Origin of the sequence: Mesorhizobium sp. B1-1-1 (assembly GCF_006442955.1) — a bacterium.
Lineage (GTDB): Bacteria > Pseudomonadota > Alphaproteobacteria > Rhizobiales > Rhizobiaceae > Mesorhizobium.
In genome coordinates this window covers 87,578-107,642 of sequence record NZ_VFWW01000013.1, presented here as the reverse complement: position 1 = coordinate 107,642, position 20,065 = coordinate 87,578, and the positions used below count along the sequence as shown (strand labels likewise).

The 20,065-nt window shown below is 64.9% G+C and carries 18 protein-coding genes and 1 tRNA gene; 4 read left to right on the top strand and 15 right to left on the bottom strand.

What is annotated here, in order from left to right:
• Nucleotides 1-74 precede the first annotated feature (74 nt).
• From FJ986_RS25665 to rsfS, 6 genes are all read right to left on the bottom strand, one after another.
• The gene (locus FJ986_RS25665; protein ID WP_140517610.1) at nt 75-596 is read right to left on the bottom strand and encodes an RNA pyrophosphohydrolase; all 522 of its coding nucleotides are present in this window, start codon (nt 594-596) and stop codon (nt 75-77) included.
• Between the two features lie 30 nt (nt 597-626).
• A complete protein-coding gene (locus tag FJ986_RS25660; RefSeq protein WP_140525019.1) occupies nt 627-1,802 on the bottom strand; it encodes a divergent polysaccharide deacetylase family protein in 1,176 nt (391 codons plus the stop codon).
• Between the two features lie 198 nt (nt 1,803-2,000).
• On the bottom strand, nt 2,001-3,332 hold the full coding sequence (locus tag FJ986_RS25655; protein WP_181165202.1) for a S41 family peptidase: 1,332 nt from the start codon (nt 3,330-3,332) through the stop codon (nt 2,001-2,003).
• A 1-nt stretch (nt 3,333) separates the two neighbouring features.
• Nucleotides 3,334-4,713 (bottom strand): murein hydrolase activator EnvC, encoded by a 1,380-nt coding sequence (locus tag FJ986_RS25650; protein ID WP_140662830.1) that lies wholly within the window; start codon nt 4,711-4,713, stop codon nt 3,334-3,336.
• Nucleotides 4,714-4,880: 167 nt separating this feature from the next.
• Nucleotides 4,881-5,363 carry a 23S rRNA (pseudouridine(1915)-N(3))-methyltransferase RlmH gene (gene rlmH / locus FJ986_RS25645; RefSeq protein WP_140517517.1) on the bottom strand — a complete coding sequence of 161 codons (483 nt, stop codon included), beginning with the start codon at nt 5,361-5,363 and terminating at the stop codon, nt 4,881-4,883.
• 84 nt (nt 5,364-5,447) lie between these two features.
• The gene (gene rsfS / locus FJ986_RS25640; protein ID WP_135902362.1) at nt 5,448-5,825 is read right to left on the bottom strand and encodes a ribosome silencing factor; all 378 of its coding nucleotides are present in this window, start codon (nt 5,823-5,825) and stop codon (nt 5,448-5,450) included.
• Nucleotides 5,826-6,067: 242 nt separating this feature from the next.
• Between rsfS and FJ986_RS25635 the strand changes: the two genes are divergently transcribed.
• On the top strand, nt 6,068-6,919 hold the full coding sequence (locus FJ986_RS25635) for a mechanosensitive ion channel domain-containing protein (protein ID WP_140670702.1): 852 nt from the start codon (nt 6,068-6,070) through the stop codon (nt 6,917-6,919).
• Here FJ986_RS25635 and FJ986_RS25630 read toward each other — a convergent pair whose 3' ends face one another.
• The 5 genes from FJ986_RS25630 to obgE all read right to left on the bottom strand — a co-directional run bounded on the left by FJ986_RS25630 (nt 6,920) and on the right by obgE (nt 12,624).
• Nucleotides 6,920-8,218 carry an MFS transporter gene (locus FJ986_RS25630; RefSeq protein ID WP_140676236.1) on the bottom strand — a complete coding sequence of 433 codons (1,299 nt, stop codon included), beginning with the start codon at nt 8,216-8,218 and terminating at the stop codon, nt 6,920-6,922.
• Nucleotides 8,219-8,319: 101 nt separating this feature from the next.
• Complete coding sequence (locus FJ986_RS25625; RefSeq protein WP_140493506.1) at nt 8,320-8,907, bottom strand: nicotinate-nucleotide adenylyltransferase; 588 nt, start codon at nt 8,905-8,907, stop codon at nt 8,320-8,322.
• Nucleotides 8,908-9,155: 248 nt separating this feature from the next.
• The gene (locus tag FJ986_RS25620; protein ID WP_140676233.1) at nt 9,156-10,442 is read right to left on the bottom strand and encodes a glutamate-5-semialdehyde dehydrogenase; all 1,287 of its coding nucleotides are present in this window, start codon (nt 10,440-10,442) and stop codon (nt 9,156-9,158) included.
• A 3-nt stretch (nt 10,443-10,445) separates the two neighbouring features.
• Nucleotides 10,446-11,585 (bottom strand): glutamate 5-kinase, encoded by a 1,140-nt coding sequence (gene proB, locus FJ986_RS25615; RefSeq protein WP_140566918.1) that lies wholly within the window; start codon nt 11,583-11,585, stop codon nt 10,446-10,448.
• A gap of 7 nt (nt 11,586-11,592) precedes the next feature.
• On the bottom strand, nt 11,593-12,624 hold the full coding sequence (obgE, locus tag FJ986_RS25610) for a GTPase ObgE (protein WP_140580121.1): 1,032 nt from the start codon (nt 12,622-12,624) through the stop codon (nt 11,593-11,595).
• A gap of 129 nt (nt 12,625-12,753) precedes the next feature.
• Here obgE and FJ986_RS25605 point away from each other — a divergent pair, with 129 nt between their 5' ends.
• Nucleotides 12,754-13,623: an endonuclease/exonuclease/phosphatase family protein gene (locus FJ986_RS25605; protein WP_140493018.1), complete on the top strand. Its 870-nt coding sequence runs from the start codon at nt 12,754-12,756 to the stop codon at nt 13,621-13,623.
• Nucleotides 13,624-13,817: 194 nt separating this feature from the next.
• Here the strand turns inward: FJ986_RS25605 and FJ986_RS25600 are convergent, their stop codons facing one another.
• From FJ986_RS25600 to FJ986_RS25590, 3 genes are all read right to left on the bottom strand, one after another.
• The gene (locus tag FJ986_RS25600) at nt 13,818-14,405 is read right to left on the bottom strand and encodes a GNAT family protein (RefSeq protein ID WP_140729415.1); all 588 of its coding nucleotides are present in this window, start codon (nt 14,403-14,405) and stop codon (nt 13,818-13,820) included.
• A gap of 137 nt (nt 14,406-14,542) precedes the next feature.
• Nucleotides 14,543-14,812: a 50S ribosomal protein L27 gene (gene rpmA, locus FJ986_RS25595; protein WP_140493012.1), complete on the bottom strand. Its 270-nt coding sequence runs from the start codon at nt 14,810-14,812 to the stop codon at nt 14,543-14,545.
• A 100-nt stretch (nt 14,813-14,912) separates the two neighbouring features.
• Nucleotides 14,913-15,581, bottom strand: a complete 669-nt coding sequence (locus tag FJ986_RS25590; RefSeq protein WP_140525010.1) for a 50S ribosomal protein L21 — start codon at nt 15,579-15,581, stop codon at nt 14,913-14,915.
• Nucleotides 15,582-16,155: 574 nt separating this feature from the next.
• Here FJ986_RS25590 and FJ986_RS25585 point away from each other — a divergent pair.
• Nucleotides 16,156-16,245, top strand: a tRNA-Ser gene (locus FJ986_RS25585).
• 159 nt (nt 16,246-16,404) lie between these two features.
• On the opposite strand, the gene recQ is transcribed toward FJ986_RS25585, so the two are convergent.
• The gene (recQ, locus tag FJ986_RS25580; RefSeq protein WP_140676230.1) at nt 16,405-18,246 is read right to left on the bottom strand and encodes a DNA helicase RecQ; all 1,842 of its coding nucleotides are present in this window, start codon (nt 18,244-18,246) and stop codon (nt 16,405-16,407) included.
• A 187-nt stretch (nt 18,247-18,433) separates the two neighbouring features.
• Here recQ and FJ986_RS25575 point away from each other — a divergent pair, with 187 nt between their 5' ends.
• On the top strand, nt 18,434-19,855 hold the full coding sequence (locus FJ986_RS25575) for a coniferyl aldehyde dehydrogenase (protein ID WP_140676227.1): 1,422 nt from the start codon (nt 18,434-18,436) through the stop codon (nt 19,853-19,855).
• Nucleotides 19,856-20,065: the final 210 nt, after the last annotated feature.

Sequence of the window (20,065 nt, the reverse complement as noted above, 5' to 3'; positions counted from 1 at the left end):
GGATGGACATCAATAAGACGGTCGAACCGGCGCGGCAACCGCTGGCGTTTGAACCGCGGCCGCGGCCCGTCCGGCTATGGCACAAGGTGACGGAACGCCGTCACCACGTCTTCATAGACCTTGCGCTTGAACGGCACGATCAGGTCGGGCAGCTCCTGCATCGGCCGCCACGACCATTTGTCGAATTCGGCGGTGTGGCCGCCGGGCGGCGGATTGATCTGGATCTCGCTGGTATCGCCATGGAAGCGGAAGGCGAACCATCGCTGCGTCTGACCCCGATAGCGCCCCTTGAAGGCGACGCCGACCAGGTTGTCCGGCAGATCATAGTTGATCCAGTCCGGCGCCTCGGCGAGCAGCGAGACGCTGCGCATGCCAGTCTCCTCATAGAGCTCCCGCTCCGCCGCCTGCAGGGGCTCCTCGCCCTTGTCGATGCCGCCTTGCGGCATCTGCCAGAGCTGCGTGGTGCCGGCGAATTCGCTGTCCGGCTCGGCTATGCGATGGCCGACCCAGACCAGGCCCTCGGCGTTGAGGATCATCAGCCCGACACAGGGACGGTAGGGCAGCGTCTCGCGGTCGACCTTCTTCGTCTTCGGCATCATTCAGTCTTTCAAGCTGTTTCCCGGTGGCTAGCCCTTTTGCGGATCGATCGCCACCGCTGAAATCGGCACGATCTCGATGCCGCGTTTCTTGGCCTCGGCCGCCCATGACGACACCGTGTCGACCGTCAGGTCGAAAGCGGAGCCGATGCCGACCGCGGTTCCCTTGGCACGGGCGGTCGCCTCCAGGCTGTCCAGTTTCTTCAGGATGGCGCCGCGATCCTGCACGGCGTCGATCGCCGTGTCGCCGGAGACGAAGGGCACGCCGTCCTTCAGCGCCAGATCCGGCGCCAGGCTACGCGCCGACGAGCCGTCGTCGATATAGGCGAGCCCGCGTTTGCCGAGCTCGGCCATGAAGGGTTCCATTGCCGCCGGGTCGGCGGAAAACCGCGCGCCCATATAGTTCATGACACCGGTATAGTTCGTCGTCCGCGACAGTGCCCAGCGCAGGTTCTTAAGGTTCTCTTCCGCGCTCGCCGCCACCGTCAGCGTGTTGCGCCCGGGGTTGACATTGGGATAGTCGAACGGTTCGAGCGGCACCTGCATGACGATCTCGTGGCCGCTCTGCCGGGCGGCCTGCATCCAGCGGCCGATGCTGTTGCCTTGCGGCGCGAACGCCAGCGTCACTTCCGCCGGCAGCTTGGCGATGGCCGCCTGGGTGCCGGTCTGTGAAACCGCGAGCCCGCCGATGACGATCGCCACGCGGGCGCCGCGCGCGCCTGACCACGGCCGCGCGTAGACATCGAAGGGCCGCCGGCCGTCTGCGGCGCGCACCGGCAAGGGGCCGGCATCGCCGGCCTCGATCAGCGCCCTGTCGGGAATATGCGCGATCTTCAGGTTTTGGCCGATGGTCGACGGATCGCGGATGACGATTGCCGCCTTGGGCGGACCATCGCCTTCCTCTGTCTGCACATGGATGATCTGCGGGCCCCCAGCCTTGGCCGGCATTTCCGCCTTTGGCGTCGTGACCGGCGCCAAAGCGGACGGCGCAGCGGTCGGCTCCGGCACCACTTTCGGCGTCGAAACCGCGACTTCCTGCGGCTTGCGAAACGGCTTGTCCCTGAGCGCGATCGCGCCGGAGACGCCGACAACGGCCAGCACGACGAACGCAGCCACGAGCGCACCCACGCTGACCTTGCCGGCGGCGCGCGGCGGACGGACAGTCAGTCCGAGCGGTCGTTCGATGTCCTTGCCGATATCAGCCAAGCCCTGTCCCCGTCCGCATGGCTTCGAACATGGAACCTTTCGAAGAGACATGCGCGAATTCTTCAACCCCGGCGCACCCCTGGCGCCCTGTATCGAGGGATTCGCGTTACCCCCGAATCAAACTGCCGGAACCTTTCGGTCCCGGCAGCATCGCATTGCTTCCATCGGGCGGCCAGACCCGTTGTTGGCCGCCACCTGTTACTGGTTGAGGACAGCCTTCTGCGGATTGGGCGGGAAGGACGGATCGGTCTTCTGGCCGCGCAGAAGCTGCTCGGCATAGATGAGCTGGAGGTCGTTCTTCGGATCCGGCGGCACATAGGCTGCCGAGCCCGAACCGGTCGAGCTCTCGTCGGCACCCTTGATGTGGCCCTTGAGGTCGGATTCGCCGCGCGTCAGGTCCCTGCCCTGCAGTTCCGGCGGCAGCGGCTGGTCGACCTTGATGTCGGGCGTGATGCCCTTGCCCTGGATCGACTTGCCGGACGGCGTGTAATAGAGCGCCGTCGTCAGCCTGAGCGCGCCGTTCTCGCCAAGCGGGATGATGGTCTGCACCGAACCCTTGCCGAAGGACTGCGTTCCGACCACCGTGGCGCGGCGCAGGTCCTGCAGCGCGCCAGCGACGATTTCGGACGCACTGGCCGATCCGCCATTGACCAGCACGATCAGCGGCTTGCCGCCGATATCGTCGACCTGCTTGGACTTGGCGTCGAAGCGGGTAACGTCCTTGGGATCGCGGCCGCGCGTCGAAACGATCTCGCCACGGTTGAGGAAGGCGTCCGATACGCTTACCGCCTGATCGAGCAGACCGCCGGGATTGAGGCGCAGATCGAGCACATAGCCCTTGAGCTTGTCGTTCGGCACCTGCTTCTTGATGGTGTCGATGGCATTCTCGAGGTCGTCATAGGTCTTTTCGGTGAAGGAGGTGATCTTCATGTAGCCGATGTCGTTTTCGACCCGGAACTTGACCGCCTTGACCTTGATGATGTCGCGCACCACCGTCAGCTCGATCGGCTTGTCGGCGCCCTGGCGCAGGATGGTGAGCTTGATCGGCGTGTTGACCAGGCCGCGCATCTTGTCGACCGCGTCGTTCAGCGTCAGGCCACGAACCTCCTCACCGTCGATCTTGGCGATGTAATCGCCGGCCAGCACGCCCGCCTTGGCGGCCGGCGTATCGTCGATCGGCGTGATCACCTTGACCAGATCGTTCTCCATGGTGACCTCGATGCCGAGGCCGCCGAACTCACCCTTGGTCTGTACGCGCATGTCCTGCGCCTGCTCGGCGTTCATGTAGGAGGAGTGGGGGTCGAGCGAGGCAAGCATGCCGTTGATGGCGTTCTCGACCAGCGACTTGTCGTCGGGCGGCGTCACATACTGCGCCCGCACCCGCTCGAAGATATCGCCGAAGATCGCCAGTTGCTTGTAGGTCTCCGACCCCGCAGCGTTCGCTGCCGAGCCGGGCGCGCCATAGACCAGGCTCATGGCGGACGCGCCCATCAGCGCACCGGCAAACAGAAGCGACAGTTTCCGCATCATTTCACGTCCTTCCAGAAAAACGGTCCGCCCACCATGGGGCCGGATCGACGGGTTTTCCATCCTTGCGGAACTCGACATAGAGCTCCGGCGTGGCATTTCCATTCTTCGAAGCCGAGGTGCTTGCCACCCGGGCCTCTCCCATCGCACCGACCGGCTCTCCTGCGAGCACTGATTGGCCGGTTGCGACGCTGATTCTGCTCATCCCCGCCAAGACGACATGATAACCGTCGCCGGCATTCAGGATCAAGAGTTGACCGTAGGAGCGAAACGGCCCTGCATAAAGCACATTCCCATCCGCCGGTGCGGTGACGATGGCGCCCGATTGTGTCGCAACCATGTCCCCAAGCATCACCGCGCCGTTACCGTCTTCGGCGCCGAACCGGCGTTTGATGCGGCCGATGACCGGCAGCGCGATCTGTCCTTGCAGCGCCGAGAAGGGTGCCGCAGCGGCAAGCCGGTTGGCCTCGGGAACCGGCAGCGACGCCGTCATATCGCCGCCCGCCTTATCCCTGCCCGCCTTGTCGCCGCCCGCCTTGTCGCCGCCGGCTTGGCCGGCCTCCGCGGCCTTTGCGGCATCCGCGGCCTTGCGGTTGCGTTCGGCCTGGGCTTCGAGCGAGGCGATCAATTCCTTCAGGCTGCTGGCCTTGGCCGCGAGCGCCTCGGAATGCTGTCGCTCGGCCGACAACTGCGCCTGCGTGTCGGCTTCGAGCTTCTGCTTGGCTTCCAGCAGCATGCCGAGCCGCTTCTTTTCCGCAGTCTGCTCGCCGACCGCCGCCGTCAGCCGTGCCCGCTCGGCCTCGATCGAGGCCGTCACTCTTGTCTGCTCCTTGAGGTCGGCCAGGAGCCTGTCGGTCTGCTGGCGCAATTCAGGCACCACGGCGCCAAGCAAGATGGCGCTGCGCACCGACGACAGCGCGTCCTCCGGCTTGACCAGGATCGCCGGCGGCGGGTTCAGCCCCATGCGCTGCAATGCGCCCAGCACCTCCGCCAGCACGTCGCGCCGCGCCATCAGCGAGGCGCGGATCTTCTGCTGCTGGGTCTTCAGCCCCTCCAGCTTGGCGCCGATGTCCTCGATATCCTGCCCAAGCTTCTGTTCGGTCATCGCCGACTGGATCAGCGCGGCGGTGATCGAGGCGTGGTCCTTCTTGACCGCGGCGATGTCGGCGGCCAGCTTGGCCAGCCGCTCGGACGACAGGCTTATCTCCTTGGAGATCTGTTCGTATTCGGCGCGGCTCTGGTCCGGATCGGGGGCCATGTCGAGCGTGTTCTCGGCCCATGCGGCATTGAGCGACAGGATGACCACCGCCGCCGCGATGCCGCAGCGCGCGCGCCAGGAGCCCGCTGTCGATGAGCCTGTCGTCGATTTCCAGCCTTCAGCCATGCGGGACGGACTCTATCTGCGGCTTCGTTAACGAACCATCAACCATATTAATGCGCATCGCCCAAAACTGTGCAGCGGTTTCGCACACCGGTGAGCAAAATAGGGAAAGCCGGCCCGAAGCCGTGATCTTGCGCGGCATTGGGGCGGAATTCGGTGCGATGCGACCTTCAGGTTCTGTGATAGGGGTGGCCGGACAGGATTGTCGAGACCCTGTAGAGCTGCTCTGCCAGCATCACCCGCACCAATTGGTGCGGCCATGTCAGCGCACCGAAAGACATCACCAGCTCAGCCTGGGCGCGCAACGACGGATCATGGCCATCGGCGCCGCCTATGGCCAGCGCCAGCGCCTTGCGGCCGGCGTCGCGCAACTGGCCGATGCGGCCGGCGAAATCTTCCGAGGACAGGTTCTTGCCGCGCTCGTCGAGCAGGATCAGCGCCGAGCCGGGCTGCAACTGCGCCTGCAGCCTTGCGCCTTCATCGCGCCGGCGTTCATCGGCGTTCTGGGCGCGGCCTTCGGCGATCTCGGCGATGCCGGAGAATTCGAGGCCGACAGCCGGGCCGCTCTTGGAGAAACGCTCGAAATAGCGGTCGGCGAGTTCTCTCTCGGGGCCGCTTTTCATCCGGCCCACGGCATGAACGGTAATCTTCATCCTCGCCTCAGAGGGCGGCCGATGCGTGTCGCCCGAAAATCGTCAATGGGCCAGGAACCACGGCACGCATCCAAACCAACCGGCTCAGTGCAAGGTCTCTTCCTCGAGGTCCGGCGCCTGCCACATCTTTTCGAGATTGTAGAATTCGCGGACTTCGGGGCGGAAGACATGGACGATGATGTCGCCTGAATCGATCAGGACCCAGTCGGCGCCGGACAGCCCCTCGACACGCGCCGTGCCGAGGCCGGCATCCTTCAACGCCTTGAGGAGATGATCGGCAACAGCCGAGACATGACGGTGCGATCGACCCGACGCGACGACCATGTAGTCGCCGAGGCTCGATTTTCCCTGAATGTCGATTGAGACGATATTTTCGGCCTTGGAGTCTTCCAGACTGGCAAGGACTGTCTTGATGGCGCGGGACACGGCGTCGTTTACGCTGATCCCGGCCGGCGAAGGCACGATGTCGGCCTTCTTCCGCAGTGCTGTTCTCAGTGTATTTCCTTTCGCAGCAAGAACAACCAAATCACCCCTGAAAGCGGGTGACACCGCTTAGATAGGCAGAGTTCCGTTGCAGTTTCAAGACGGAGCCCCGCTTCCATGCGAACTCATTGAGGCTCCGCTTGTTCCGCGCGACACGCAAAAGATCGGAACCCAGGCGTTCCGCAGGGGTTATCGGCTGATTGATCAACCGGAATCCCATTATGCCGATCGACCCGCAAAATGCCCTCCTGACCGTGCAGGCGGGGCTCTCTCAGCTCAGCGCGCTCATTGTCTCCTATTCGCTTTCGGCGGTCGGCGCCGTCATCCTTCTGGTTGTCGGCTACATCGTCGCCGGCTTTGCCGAGCGCTCAATCTTTGCCGGCCTGGGCCACATCCACGGCTTTGACCAGACGCTGCGGCACTTCTTTTCCAAGATCGTCCGCTACGCCATTCTCGTCCTCGTCGTCATCATGGTGCTCGGCCAGTTCGGTGTGCAGACGGCCTCGATCATCGCCGCGATCGGCGCCATCGGCCTGGCCATCGGCCTGGCGCTGCAAGGCACGCTGCAGAACATTGCCGCCGGGATCATGCTTTTGGCATTGCGGCCGTTCCGCATCGGCGAATCCGTCGAAGTCGGGTCCATTGCCGGCTCGATCGAGGAAATCGGCCTTTTCGCCACCAAGCTCCGGAGCGCCGAAGGCGTCTACATCCTGGCGCCCAACTCGACGCTGTGGAACCAGCCGGTGCGCAATTTTTCGCGCAACGGCGTGCGGCGCGGCGACATCACCCTCTCGATCGGCTCCTGGAACGACATCGACCGCGCCCAGAAGACGCTGCTTGCGATCGCCGCCGCCGAGCGCCGCGTCAAGCGTGAGCCGGCGCCGACCGCCTTTGTCGCAGCATTGGGCGAAAGCACCGTCTCGATCACCTTGCGCTACTGGACATCATCGGCGGATTTCTTCGCCGCCCAGGCCGACCTCACCAAGCGGGCCAAGCAGGAGTTCGACCGCGAACGCATATCGATCCCGCTGCCGCCACCGCAGGCCCCGGCCCCGGAAACCCGCCGGCAATAGTCAATCGCTCCCGTGCCGGTGCTGTTCGTCCGGCGCGAAGGCGAGTTCCACCGGCAGTGGCGCCTGCGCCGTCATCGGCGCGAAGCTGCCGGTTTCGGTTGCCGGCACCGGCCGCGTGGTGAACACGCGCAAAAGCACGAACAGGCAGAAGACGCAGGCGATGACCACTGTTACATAGATGAAGGCCTGTGTGCCGAAGACGGCCGACAGCGCGGTCACGATGCCCGGCACGATGAAGCCGGACAGCGACCAGGCAAATAACAGCGAACTCGACAGCGCCACCATGTCGTCCTTGCCGGCGCGGTCGGCGGCGTGCGCACTGGCCAACGAGTAGATCGATTCCGAGGCGCCGTCCCACATCACATAGATCACCAGCAGCACCGCCAGCGTACCGCCGTCGAAGCCGAGCGCAAACATCCCTGCCGCCGCGGCGATCGCGGATGCCGCGACCAGCACATAACGGCGATCGGTACGGTCGGAAATCCAGCCGAGCGGAACCTGCAGGATCAGTGTGCCGAGCGGCATCACCGAAAGCAGCAGCGCCACGTCGGCCTGGCTGTACCCCTTCGCGGTGGCGTGGATCGGCGCAAAACCGGAAATCGACATGGACAGGCCGCCGACCGCCAGCATGCCGGCGACGCCGACCGGCGAAATCCGCCAGGCCCGGCGCAGCGCCACCGATGCCGCCTGAGGCGCCGGCGGCTGGGCCAGCCGGGTCATCCCGACGGGCAGGATGGATAGCGCGGTGAAGGCTATGCCGATCAGCGATGCATCCGCCGTCCTGATGTCGACCAGCGCCAGCGTCGCATAGCCGATGCCGAGCCCGCCGACATAGGCGACGTAGAAGACGGCCATTACCCTGCCGCGTATGGCATTGGCCACGGCATCGTTGAGCCAGCTCTGCGCGACGATGAAAAGCCCGCATATTGCAAAGCCGTAGAGCGCGCGCGCCGCGATCCACAACAGGGGGTGCGGCCCGGCGCCGATTGCGGCATTCGACAGCGCGATCAGCGCCGACAGCACCATGAAGGCACGGGCATGGCCAACCCTGCGCACCAGCGGTCCGGTCAGGATGCAGCCGGCGAGACCACCCGCCGACAGACCGGTGACGATCAGACCGGCCCAGGTCGGATCGAAGCCTTCCACGCCGAGCCGGACGGGGATGTAGGCGAACATCAGCCCGTTGCCGATGGCGATCAGCGCCATCGACACCACGACGCTGGCAATCGCGATCAGCAGCGTGGGCGTGTCGCCGTGCCTCGGTTCCGTTTCGGTTTGGCTTTTCACGAGAGTGGTCATATCAGCGCAAGATCATCCATTCGATGACGAAAGGCCGCCGCAAAAGCGACATTGCCGGACTTGCCTTCCTCCTTGCGAAGAAAGGGCGCTGTGCGTACCGATCAGCCCTTCGCCTGCTCGCGGATAGCCGTCGACGACAGCGACGAGCGCGGGCCGTGGATGAAGGTCCACGCGGGCGCCTTCATGCGGGCGAGCCTTGGCGCATCGCCTTCGTCGATGCGGGCATAGTCGAAGGTCTTGGCCACGACCGACGACAGGAACGACAGCGTCGCGCCCGGACGATCGATGACCGCGATCGGGAAGGTCATGACGATTTCGCGCCAGCGCTGCCAGCGGTGGAAATCGCGCAAGCTGTCGGCGCCCATGATCCAGACGAAGTCGACGCCGGGATTGCGCGCCTTGACCAGCGCCAGCGCGTCGGCGGTGTAGCGCACATGATGCGCCGCTTCGAAGGCGGTGACCTTGATCTTCGGGTTCTTGGCGATCTTCTCGGACAGGCGCAGCCGTTCGGCCAGCGGCGCCAACTCGTGCGTGTTCTTCAGCGGATTGCCCGGGGTGACCATCCACCACAACTGATCGAGCGCCAGCCGCCTGAGCGCGATCTCGGCGACCAGCGCGTGGCCGGCATGCGGCGGATTGAACGAGCCGCCGAACAGGCCGACGGCAAGGCCTTTGCCGGCATGCGGCATTTTGAGGTAGCTGGACGGGATAGGTTGCTCAAGCAGGGAAAGCATTCGCTAGGCACCCCCCTCTGTCCTGCCGGACATCTCCCCCGCAAGGGGGGAGATTAGCAGCTTCGGTGAAGGCACAAATCTTGCAGCATTGAAGATCGGCGAAACCAAAAATGTCAGCCAATCTCCCCCCTTGCGGGGGAGATGTCCGGCAGGACAGAGGGGGGTGGCTGGGCGCAAGCTTCAGGCCCTTTGGACGAAAAGCGTCAAGGCCTCACCTGTCCCGAGCCGCGCACGCGGTATTTGAACGAGGTCAGTTGCTCGACGCCAACGGGCCCGCGCGCGTGCATCTTGCCGGTGGCGATGCCGATCTCGGCGCCCATGCCGAACTCGCCGCCATCGGCGAACTGCGTTGAGGCGTTGTGCAGCAAGATCGCCGAGTCGATCTCGTTGAAGAACCGTTCCACCGCCTGCGCGTCCTCGGCGACGATCGCCTCGGTGTGATGGGAGGAGAAAGTCTCGATATGCTCGATTGCGCCAGCGACACCGTCGACCAGCTTCACCGCGATGACGGCGTCGAGATATTCGGTGACCCAGTCGGCATCGGTCGCCGGCTTGGCGTCGAAGAACAGCTTCAGCACCTCGGCATCGGCATGGATCTCGCAGCCGGCGGCGCGCAAGGCGTCGAGGATCGGCACCAGGTGGGTGGAGGCAACCGCACGGTCGACCAGCAGCGTTTCGGCCGCGCCGCAGACACCGGTGCGCCGCATCTTGGCGTTGACGGCGATGCCGACTGCCATGTCGAGCTTGGCCGAGCGGTCGACATAGAGATGGCAGATGCCTTCGAGATGCGCGAAGACCGGCACCCGGGCCTCGGTCTGCACCCGCTCGACCAGGCTCTTGCCGCCGCGCGGGATGATGACGTCGAGATTGCCGCCGAGGCCTTTCAGCATTTCGCCGACGGCGGCGCGGTCGGTGGTCGGCACAAGCTGGATGGCGTCCTGAGGCAGGCCGGCTGCCTTCAAGCCGTCGACCAGGCAGGCGTGGATCACCGACGACGAGTTCAGCGAATCCGAGCCGCCGCGCAGGATCACCGGGTTGCCGGCCTTGAGGCAGAGCGCGCCGGCATCCGCCGTGACGTTCGGCCGGCTCTCATAGATGACGCCGATGACGCCGAGCGGTGTGCGCACGCGTTCGATCCTGAGGCCGTTCGGCCGCTCCCAACTGGCGATCACGTCGCCGACGGGATCGCCGAGTTCGGCAATCTCGCGAATGCCTTCGGCCATGGCGCGGATGCGGGCGGGATTGAGCTTCAGCCGGTCCATGGAGGACGCCGACAGACCGGCTTCATGCCCGTTCGCGATGTCGATGGCATTGGCGTCGAGTATGGCTCGCTCGCGGGCGATGATCGCCTGCGCCATGGCGGCAAGTGCCGCGTTCTTGGCGGCTGTCGTGGCGATGGCCAGCGGTCGTGCGGCGGCGCGGGCACGGCGGCCGAGGTCGGCCATGGTCGCCACTGTATCGTTCCGGGATTTTTCATGCAGCTTCAGCATGGCTCATCCTCCGCTCGTTACTTGGTCGCCCGCGAGGCTGACCACAAGGTCGTCGCGGTGGATCATCGCCGAACGCGCCTCGTAGCCGAGCACGGTTTCGATTTCGGTTGTCTTCAGGCCTGCGATTCTTACGGCATCCGCGGCATCATAGGCAACCAGCCCGCGGGCGATCTCGCGGCCCTCGGGCGACAGGATCGCCACCGTATCGCCGCGCGAGAAATTGCCGCTGACCAGCTTCACACCGGCCGGCAGCAGCGACTTGCCCGACGTCAGGGCCCCGACGGCGCCGGCATCGACGGTCAGCCTTCCCGCCGGTTCGAGCTGGCCGGCGATCCAGCTCTTGTAGCCTTTCACCGGATTGGCGCTCGGGCGGAAGAAGGTGGCGCGCTCGCCGCGCTCGATCGCCATCAGCGGCGAAAGCCGCGTGCCAGAGGTAATGATCATGGCGGTGCCGGCCGCGGTGGCGATCTTGCCGGCGTCGAGCTTCGTGCGCATGCCGCCGCGCGACAGTTCGGAAGCCGCGGCGCCCGCCATCGCTTCGATCTCAGGCGTGATGCGATCGACCACCGCGACGAATTTGGCCTCCGGGTCACGCGCCGGCGGCGCGGTGTAGAGACCGTCTATATCCGAGAGCAGCACCAAAAGGTCGGCGCCCATCATCGTCGCCACCCGCGCGGCCAGCCGGTCATTGTCGCCATAGCGGATCTCGGAGGTCGCCACGGTGTCGTTCTCGTTGATGACCGGCACCGCCTTCATCTTCAAGAGCGTCGAGATCGTCGCCCGGGCGTTGAGGTAGCGGCGGCGCTCCTCGGTGTCGCCAAGCGTGAGCAGGATCTGGCCCGATTTCAACCCGCCCTTGCCAAGCGCATCCGACCAGGCGCCGGCCAGCGCGATCTGGCCGACGGCTGCGGCCGCCTGGCTCTCCTCGAGCTTCAGCGCCCTTTTTCCAAGATCCAGAATGGTACGGCCCAGCGCGATGGCGCCCGACGACACGACCAGGATTTCCGCGCCGCCTTGAGCCAGCACGGCGATATCGTCGGCCAGCGAGGCCAGCCAGTCGCGCTTCAGCCCGGCGGTGCGGTCGACCAGAAGCGCCGAGCCGATCTTGACGGTGATGCGCCGGTATTTCTTCAGCGACTGCACGGTCATGCTATTTTTCCCAGCGCGTGTCGACCGGCGCCGCGATCGCGTCGCGCGCTTCGGCTACCACCGCCATCAGCGCGCGCAGCACCGCTTCGACCCCTTCGCCGGTGACCGCCGACAGAAGCATCGGCGCACGGCCGGCGGCGCGCTTCAGCGACGCGACCTTCTTCTTGCGCTCATCCGCATCAAGCGTGTCGACCTGCGAAAGGGCCAGTATCTCGGCCTTGTCGGTCAAGCCATGGCCATAGGCTTCGAGTTCGGCGCGCACGGTCTTGTAGGCCTTGCCGGGGTTCTCCTCCTGCGCCGACACCAGGTGCAGCAGCACACGCGTGCGCTCGACATGGCCAAGGAAGCGATCGCCGATGCCGACGCCCTCATGCGCGCCTTCGATGAGGCCGGGAATGTCGGCGATGACGAATTCGCGCGCATCGATGCGTGCCACCCCCAGGCCGGGATGGAGCGTGGTGAAGGGATAGTCGGCGATCTTCGGCTTGGCGGCGGTGACGGCGGCGAGAAAGGTCGATTTGCCGGCGTTGGGCAGCCCGACCAGCCCGGCATCGGCGATCAGCTTCAGCCTGAGCCAGATGTTGAGCTCCTCGCCGGGCTGACCCGGATTGGCGCGGCGCGGCGCCTGGTTGGTCGAGGTCTTGAAATGCTGGTTGCCGAAACCGCCATTGCCGCCCTTGGCCAACAGGAAGCGCTGGCCGACCACGGTGAGGTCGCAGATCAGCGTCTCGTTGTCCTCTTCGAACACCTGCGTTCCAGCCGGCACTTTCAGCGTGACGTCGGCGCCCTTGGCGCCGGTCATGTTGCGGCCCATGCCATGAGTGCCGGTCTTGGCCTTGAAATGCTGCTGGTAGCGGTAGTCGATCAGCGTGTTCAGCCCGTCGACCGCTTCCAGCCAGACGTCGCCGCCGCGGCCGCCATCGCCGCCGTCCGGTCCGCCGAACTCGATGAATTTCTCGCGCCGGAACGACACCGAACCGGCGCCCCCGTCGCCGGAGCGGACATAGACCTTGGCTTGATCGAGAAATTTCATCGGACAGCAGTTTCTTTATTGGCCTTGCGGCATTGCTCTAAACCTTGCGCCTTGCTCTAAACCAAGGCGCGGCGAAGGGCGAGGCCGTTTTGTGACAGTGGCCGCGTGGGGTTGGCCGGAGATGTCGGCATGAAGCTTGTAACCTACAACATCCAGTACGGCATCGGCCTCGATGGGCAGTACGATGTCGGGCGTATCGCCGACGCCGTGCGCGGCGCCGATGTCATCGCGCTGCAGGAGGTCACCCGCAACAATCCCAGGAACGGCGGACGCGACATGGTCGCCGAGATCGGCGAAGCGCTGCCCGACTATTTCGCCGTCTATGGCAGCAATTTCGAGGCCAATATCGGCTCGCGCATCGAAAACGGCCGCGCCATCACCACCACCTTCCAGCTCGGCAACATGGTGTTGTCGAAGACGCCCATTCATCTGTCGCGCAACCTGCTCCTGCCGCGCAGCCGCAGCTTCGAGATGATGAACTTCCAGCGCGGCGCGCTGGAGGCGCTGATCGAGACGCCGCTTGGTTTCATCCGCTTCTATTCCATCCATCTCGATCACCGCAGCCCGGTCGAGCGCGCCAGCCAGATCCAGTTCCTGCGCCGGCGCCTGTTGAACTATGCGCTTGAAGGCGGCGCGCTGTCCGGCGTCGCCGAGATCGGCCTGCCGGAACTGCCGCACCCCGAGGCCTTCGTCGGCATGGGCGACTTCAACATGCTGGCCGGATCGCCCGAATATGTCGAACTCGCCGGCCGGCCGGACCACGAATTCGGCATGCCGCTGACCGCTGATTTCGCCGTCGACGCCGCCGTGCGCCTCAATGTCGCCGGCGACGATCTCGTCAGCTGGGTCGACCCCAAGGACCCCGGCAATACCGACCGCCACAAGCGCATCGACTATATCTTCACCAGCGCCTCGCTTGCCCGGTCGCTGAAGCGCCTGTGGGTCGACCGAAAGGCTGTTGGCTCGGACCATCTGCCGGTATGGGCTGAACTGGGCTGAGCCCAAATCGATGCACGATTCTTTCCGAACCTTTGACCAGAGGCCCAGCGCCGATGTGTGCTGAGATTCAGGTCAGGCCGAGCCGAAAACGTTGGTTTTCGAGAACCGGAGCGGAGCGTACTTAAAGTACGCGAGCACCGGAAGCGCAGAAAATCAGCGTTTGCAGGCCGGCCTCACCTGAATATCGGCACACATCAAAAATGCACCCAGTTGCGCAGGCTGGTCCATGTCTTCCGGTCGAGGCGGTAACGTTCGACCGGCACCTGGCCGGCGACGATCGAGTTCAGCATGCCCTGGCCGGCGTACTGGAACCCGCATTTGTGGATCACCCGGCGCGAGGCCGGATTGATGACCCGCGTCGAGGCATGCAGCACCTGGATGTTTGTGCGCTGGAACGCGAGATCGACCAGGGCGTGCGACGCCTCGGTGGCGAAGCCGCGCTTCCAGTAGGGTTCTCCGATCCAGTAGCCGAGCTCCAGTCCGCGGTCGGTGGTGTTCAATCCGGCGCAGCCGACGAAGGTTTCAGTGCCTGCCAGCGTCAGCGCATAGGCGATGCCGGCGCGGCGCGACTTGGTCATGGCCAGGAAAGCGCGTGCCTCGGCCTCGCCATAGGGATGCGGCATGCGCGCCAGCATCTCGGCGACATGACGGTTGTCGGCGAGCTCGACCAATTGCGCGATGTCGCTTTCGCGCGGAGCCCGCATCACCAGCCGCTCGGTCACCAGCACCGGGCAATCGATCGCATAACTTTCGTCTTCTGAGTCTTCCGCTTCGGCAACCATGTCAAAGTCCTCCAGGCACAAGAAAAAAGGGAGATGGAAACCCATCTCCCCTGATCCTTTTCCTGGCTTTGCCAAACCTTCTGGCTTCCAGACACCGGTTCCCGAGATGGGCTGCCGGTGTTGTGGTGCGGAACCGGCTACTCCGCTGCTTTGGTAATCGGGTTGACCGATACGTAGGTTCGGCCGTTGGCTTTTTTGTTGAACGTCACGGCGCCGGCTTCGAGCGCGAAAAGGGTGTGATCCGTGCCCATGCCGACATTGACGCCGGGATGCCAGGTGGTGCCGCGTTGACGAATGATGATGTTGCCCGGGATGACGGCTTCGCCGCCGAACTTCTTCACGCCCAGACGCTTGGAATGCGAGTCGCGACCGTTGCGCGACGAGCCGCCAGCTTTCTTGTGTGCCATCTAACTAACTCCGATGCGCCCAAGGGCGCTTGAATGGTCTTATGAACGCGTTCGCGTTCCGTTTCAAGTCCGATCCGGCGACGTTTCGCGCCGGTTCGCCTTACTTCTTTGCCAGTTCCTTGGCCTGCTCGCGCCAGTCCTTGATCTGCTCGGCGCTGAACGGCATGTTCTCGTCAATCTTGGCCACATCCTTCTCGGTCAGCTTGGCGAGCTGGGCGAAGGTGATGATGCCCTGTTCGTTGAGATCCTTGGCGGCGACCGGGCCGATGCCCTTGATCACGGTCAGATCGTCCGGCTCGCCCTTCGGCGCCTTGAACAGCGGCGCTGCCGCGGTCTCGGCCTTTGCCTCTTCCTTCGGGGCGTCCTTCTTGGCCTTGGCTTCCTTCGGCGCCGCGTCGGCGGCTACCTCGGCCTTGGCTTCCGCCTTGGCAGCGGTCTTCTTGGCCGGCTTGGCGCCGCCCAGCAGGATCTCGGAGATCCTGACCGTGGTCAGCAACTGGCGATGGCCGATCTTGCGGCGCGAATTCTGGCGGCGGCGCTTCTTGAAGGCGATGACCGTGCGGTTCTTGCCCTGCTCGACGACCTCGGCGGTGACAACCGCGCCGTCGACGAACGGTGCGCCGAACGTGACATTCTCGCCCTCGCCATGCGCGAGCACGTGGCCGATCTCGACGATATCGCCGACATTGGCTTCGACTTTTTCGATCTTCAGGAGATCGTTGGCGGCGACGCGATACTGCTTGCCGCCCGTTTTGATGACTGCGAACATTTTTTGCCTTTCGCTGTTCGGTCGGCCTCGATGAACCGCCTGTGGCGGTTCGGCCGTCTTTTTGTCAGTCTGCGGGTTCAAAAAACAAGCGGCGCGGAAGAACCCTCCACGCCGATTGCGCGCTGTCCCTAACCGAAGGTTTGTTGCGAGTCAAGGCAAACGGCCAGATTCTCAGGGCAACGAATCCGGGCTAACGGGTTCCTTCGGAGCTTTCGTCGGCGCGCTGTTGATGGAGCCTTGAACGGAAAAACCCGCTTGTGCGGCGGGTCCCTGGCGCAACTCAGCACCATAACCAGATCTCTACCATAGTTGCCTTCACCCCGTCAAGAAAAAATTCCTATCAGGAGGTCGCCGGCACCGCCGGACTGGCGTCCCTATGCCTCGTTAATCGGAGTTCGAAATCTTGGCCGGTTTCCTGGCCGGCGCAGTGTCCGGCATCGTCTACCGCGGTCGGGACGGCGTCGCTCCGGGCCAGCCTCTGACGCAAGCTGAGTTTCCGGCCGATTTGGCCTTGTAACCTGCCCGTTCAGCCGTTATCTAGTGCGCCGCGCCGGCAACGGCTGACCATGACCGCGGAGAGGTGGCAGAGTGGTCGAATGCACCGCACTCGAAATGCGGCATGGGTGCAAGCCCATCGGGGGTTCGAATCCCTCCCTCTCCGCCATCCTGCTTCGCTCTTCGAGCTTCGCAGGATCGGTTCAGTCAGCGGGCGGGTTCGAATTTTCTCTCGTTGTCTCCGCCATTTCTGCTTCCTGTACAGCCCGGAGACATGGGTGACAGTTTGCCCGCTGTAGCCTGTGCGTGACGCGTCGACCGGTTCAGCTCAATTCGGATGATGCCCGGCAATCGCGGCGAGAAAAATTTCCCCGAATTCCCTAAGCTTTGCCGCTCCCACGCCATTCACCTCGGCGAACGCGTCGAGGTCGCGCGGGCGGCGTTCGGCCATGTCGATCAGCGTGCGGTCGGAGAACACGACATAGGCCGGCACCTGCCGCTCCTTGGCCAGCCGCAGCCGCAGCGCCTTGAGCGCGCCCAGCAGCGATGCATCCACACCCTCGGCGCCGGCGGCGGAGCCTTCCCCGGATCGCTTCCTGCCGCGCGCGAGAGGGTCCCGCATCTCGACGCGATAATGGAACGCAACCTCGCCGCGCCCGAGGGCGCGGCCGCTTTCGGAAATGGCGAGGCCGCCATGGCCGTCCGGATCCGGCACAAGGAATCCGCCGGCGACCAGTTGCCGGATAAGCGACAGCCAGACCGTTTTCCTATGCGCCGCGCCGGCCCGGAAACTGGTCAGCGTTTGATGGCCTCTCGCCAGTACTTTCTCCGTCTCGTGGCCGAGCAGTATGTCGATGATATGGGCGGCGCCGAAGCGCTCGCCGGTCTGCGCGACGGCCGTCAGGATGATCCGCGCTTCCGCTCCGCCATCGGCGCGCGGCGCCTGGTCGAGGCAGTTGTCGCAATTGCCGCAGGGCGCTGCCTGTTCGCCGAAATAGCCGAGCAGGATCTGCCGGCGGCACTGTACCGCCTCGCAATAGCCGATCAACGTATCGAGCCGGCGATGCCCGCGCCTCTTGTGCTCAGGTGATGATTCTTCGTCGTCGATGAACAGGCGCCGCATGCGGATATCGCCGAGCCCGTAGAGCATATGCGCCTCGGCTGCCCGCCCGTCGCGGCCGGCGCGGCCGATCTCCTGATAGTAGGCTTCGAGGCTGCCCGGCAGGTCGGTGTGGAAGACATAGGCGACGTCGGGCTTGTCGATGCCCATGCCGAAGGCGATGGTCGCCACCATGACGACGCCGGAGAGCGTCATGAAAGCGTTTTGGTTCGCCTCACGCGCCTCCTTGCTCATCCCGGCGTGATAGGCGAGCGCGGTGACGCCGTTCTTCTCGAGGAAGGCCGCCATCTCCTCGGTCTTCTTGCGCGACAGGCAGTAGACGATGCCGCTTTTGCCTGCGTGACGCTCGACGAAGCGCAGCAACTGGCGCTTGCTGTCCTGCTTGGCCTCAAGGGCAAGCTTGATGTTCGGCCGGTCGAAACCCAGCACCACGGTTTCCGCGCGCCCGGCGAACAGACGCGCTTCGATATCGATGCGGGTAGCCTCGTCCGCCGTCGCCGTCAGCGCGATGATCGGCACTTGCGGGAAAATGGAGCGCAGCCGCGACAGATCCTCATATTCGCGCCGGAACGCCGGACCCCATTGCGAGATGCAATGCGCCTCGTCGATGGCGATCAGGCTGACGTCGAGCCTGGCCAGCGCGTCGAGCATCCGCTCCGTCATCAGCCGCTCCGGCGCGAGGTAGAGCAGGCGCGTCTGGCCGGAGGCGACACGGCGCCATGCCGCGACATTGGCCTCGCGCTCGATCGAGGAGTTGATCGTATCGGCTGCCACGCCGGCAAGGCGCAATGCTGCGACCTGATCCTGCATCAGCGCAACCAGCGGCGAGACAACGATGGCAAGGCCGCCCAGGACCAGCGCCGGAACCTGGTAGCAGAGCGATTTGCCCGCACCCGTCGGCATGACGGCCAGCACATGGCGTCCGCCCAGCAGCGCGTCCATGATTTCGGCCTGGCCGGGACGAAAATCGTCGAAGCCGAACACGTCCTTCAACACGCGTTGCTTGGGGTCTGGTGCATCCGGCGGAACGCTCGCCGTCGATATTGGCATCTCGCAATGGTCCCCGTTTGGCTGAGGCAACGTTCTTAAAGCGAAGATCGCCGGAACGCTATCCGCGGATGCGCGGGGTGGCATGTCCACCGGCCCCAATTCGTGCCTTCCCTTCCGACATCAGCACCCCTGCTGGATTCTCACGTGCTGCGATGTAAGCTTGCCCGGGACGACCAGGGAGAGAGCGATGCTGCAGACCAGACAGGATGCTCTCGGCGAACGCTTCAAGCAGCAGCGCGCCGCCTTCGAGGCGCAGCCCTTTCCGGGCCTCGATGTCCGCAAGGATCGCCTCGCCCGGCTGCTGGCGCTCACGGAGAGGCATGAGGCCGACATCTGCGCGGCAATCGACACCGACTTCGGCGGCCGCTCGGCGCATGAGACCCGCCTTGCCGAACTGTTCGTGGTGCGGGCCGGCATCCGCCACGCACTGTCCCACCTAACAGGCTGGATGCGGGAACGCCGCGTCGCCACCACCTTGCCGTTTCTGCCGGGCAGGAACCGCCTCGTCCCGCAGCCGCTCGGTGTCGTCGGCATCGTATCGCCCTGGAATTACCCTTTCCAGCTCGCCGTCGCGCCGGTCACCGCGGCGCTCGCCGCCGGCAATCGCGTGCTGGTCAAACCCTCCGAATTGACGCCCGCCTTTTCAGCGCTGCTGGCGCGCCTGGCCGCCGAGCATTTCGCGCCGGACGAACTCAGCGTCATCACCGGCGACGCTGAGGTCGGCAAGGCATTCGTGTCGATGCCTTTCGATCACCTGCTGTTCACCGGCTCGACGGCCGTCGGCCGCCAGGTCGCATTGGCCGCCGCGGCCAACCTGACCCCGGTCACGCTGGAACTCGGCGGCAAGTCGCCGGCGATCTTCGACCCCTCATGCGACCTCGATGCGGCGGCGGCCAGCGTCGCCTATGGCAAGCTCCTCAATGCCGGGCAGACCTGCATCGCGCCGGACTACCTGCTGGTGCCCAAGGGACAGTCAGGCATCGTGGCAGAGAAACTCGCGGCGGCTATGGCGAAGCTCTACCCCAGCCTGCGCGACAATCCGGACTATACCGCCATCGTCAGCGACCGGCATTATCAGCGCCTGCGGGCCATGATCGCGGAAGCCCGCGACGCCGGCGCCGATGTCACCGAAATCAACCCGGCCGGCGAGGCGTTCGGCGCCGCAGGCCGCAAATTGCCGCCGACCCTGGTCAGGAACGCCGATCCCGACCTGCGGCTGATGCGCGAGGAGATTTTCGGGCCGGTGCTGCCGATCCTCGAATATGCCGGGATCGACGACGCCATCGCCCATGTCAACCGGGCCGACCGGCCGCTGGCGCTCTACTGGTTCGGGCGAGACGGCGGCAACCGGCAACGTATCCTGCACGAGACCATCGCCGGCGGCGTCACCATCAACGATTGCATGCTGCATCTGGTGCAGGAGAACCAGCCCTTCGGCGGCGTCGGCGCCAGCGGCATGGGCGCCTATCACGGGGAATGGGGCTTTCACACCTTCAGCAAGGTGAAGCCGGTTTTCCTGCAGTCGCGCTTGAGCGCGGGGAGCCTTCTGCGTCCGCCCTACGGCAAGACCTTCGAACGGCTTTTCGGCCTGCTCAGGCACATCACTTGAACGCCGTGCGGCGCCCGCCGCCGGCGACGCGATCACATGGCGGCGCTATCACATGGCGTCCGCGCGTTAAGCCTATCTTCACCATGATTCGGCAGGCTCCATCTCCTGCGGCCACGTTTCGAGTACCGCGGCGCGCAAGCGCCCAGGCAACAGACCCGCGCCTCTCCGGAGGCGCGGGTTTTTCATTTGGAAACAGCGCGCCGAAACGAG

What these genes read in the sequence shown, in the direction of transcription:
- FJ986_RS25665 (WP_140517610.1), bottom strand. Translation starts at nt 596, where the DNA reads ATGCCGAAGACGAAGAAGGTCGACCGCGAGACGCTGCCCTACCGTCCC.
- FJ986_RS25655 (WP_181165202.1), bottom strand. Translation starts at nt 3,332, where the DNA reads ATGATGCGGAAACTGTCGCTTCTGTTTGCCGGTGCGCTGATGGGCGCG.
- FJ986_RS25650 (WP_140662830.1), bottom strand. Translation starts at nt 4,713, where the DNA reads ATGGCTGAAGGCTGGAAATCGACGACAGGCTCATCGACAGCGGGCTCC.
- rlmH (WP_140517517.1), bottom strand. Translation starts at nt 5,363, where the DNA reads ATGAAGATTACCGTTCATGCCGTGGGCCGGATGAAAAGCGGCCCCGAG.
- FJ986_RS25635 (WP_140670702.1), top strand. Translation starts at nt 6,068, where the DNA reads ATGCCGATCGACCCGCAAAATGCCCTCCTGACCGTGCAGGCGGGGCTC.
- FJ986_RS25630 (WP_140676236.1), bottom strand. Translation starts at nt 8,218, where the DNA reads ATGACCACTCTCGTGAAAAGCCAAACCGAAACGGAACCGAGGCACGGC.
- FJ986_RS25625 (WP_140493506.1), bottom strand. Translation starts at nt 8,907, where the DNA reads ATGCCGCATGCCGGCAAAGGCCTTGCCGTCGGCCTGTTCGGCGGCTCG.
- FJ986_RS25620 (WP_140676233.1), bottom strand. Translation starts at nt 10,442, where the DNA reads ATGCTGAAGCTGCATGAAAAATCCCGGAACGATACAGTGGCGACCATG.
- obgE (WP_140580121.1), bottom strand. Translation starts at nt 12,624, where the DNA reads ATGAAATTTCTCGATCAAGCCAAGGTCTATGTCCGCTCCGGCGACGGG.
- FJ986_RS25605 (WP_140493018.1), top strand. Translation starts at nt 12,754, where the DNA reads ATGAAGCTTGTAACCTACAACATCCAGTACGGCATCGGCCTCGATGGG.
- FJ986_RS25600 (WP_140729415.1), bottom strand. Translation starts at nt 14,405, where the DNA reads ATGGTTGCCGAAGCGGAAGACTCAGAAGACGAAAGTTATGCGATCGAT.
- rpmA (WP_140493012.1), bottom strand. Translation starts at nt 14,812, where the DNA reads ATGGCACACAAGAAAGCTGGCGGCTCGTCGCGCAACGGTCGCGACTCG.
- FJ986_RS25590 (WP_140525010.1), bottom strand. Translation starts at nt 15,581, where the DNA reads ATGTTCGCAGTCATCAAAACGGGCGGCAAGCAGTATCGCGTCGCCGCC.
- recQ (WP_140676230.1), bottom strand. Translation starts at nt 18,246, where the DNA reads ATGCCAATATCGACGGCGAGCGTTCCGCCGGATGCACCAGACCCCAAG.
- FJ986_RS25575 (WP_140676227.1), top strand. Translation starts at nt 18,434, where the DNA reads ATGCTGCAGACCAGACAGGATGCTCTCGGCGAACGCTTCAAGCAGCAG.